At 69.2% G+C, this 276-nt stretch carries 1 pseudogene; it reads left to right on the top strand.

Features of this window, described 5'->3' with window-relative positions:
• Window positions 1-18 precede the first annotated feature (18 nt).
• A pseudogene (locus G5A07_RS21260) lies at window positions 19-276 on the top strand (NADP-dependent oxidoreductase); the annotation flags it as partial.

The raw sequence follows: 276 nt of genomic DNA, 5'->3' as shown, positions 1-276 counted from the left end.
AGACAGAGGAGTCTGGAAATGTCCCAATCCACGCAGGTCAACCGCCGCATCGTCCTCGCCTCGCGCCCCCACGGCGCCCCGACCCGGGATAACTTCCGCATCGAGCAGGTTCCGCTTCCTGAGCCCGGCGCGGGCCAGGTGCTGCTGCGCACCGTCTACCTGTCGCTCGATCCCTACATGCGCGGACGGATGAGCGACGCGCCGTCCTACGCGCCGCCGGTGGAACTCGGCGCGGTCATGGTCGGCGGCACGGTCAGCCGGGTGGAAGCCTCGAAC

Source organism: Stenotrophomonas sp. AS012628, from assembly GCF_010608305.1.
Taxonomy (GTDB): Bacteria; Pseudomonadota; Gammaproteobacteria; order Xanthomonadales; family Xanthomonadaceae; genus Stenotrophomonas; species Stenotrophomonas geniculata.
The sequence above is the reverse complement of the archived record's forward strand: the minus strand, read 5'-3'. Positions and strand labels throughout refer to the sequence as shown.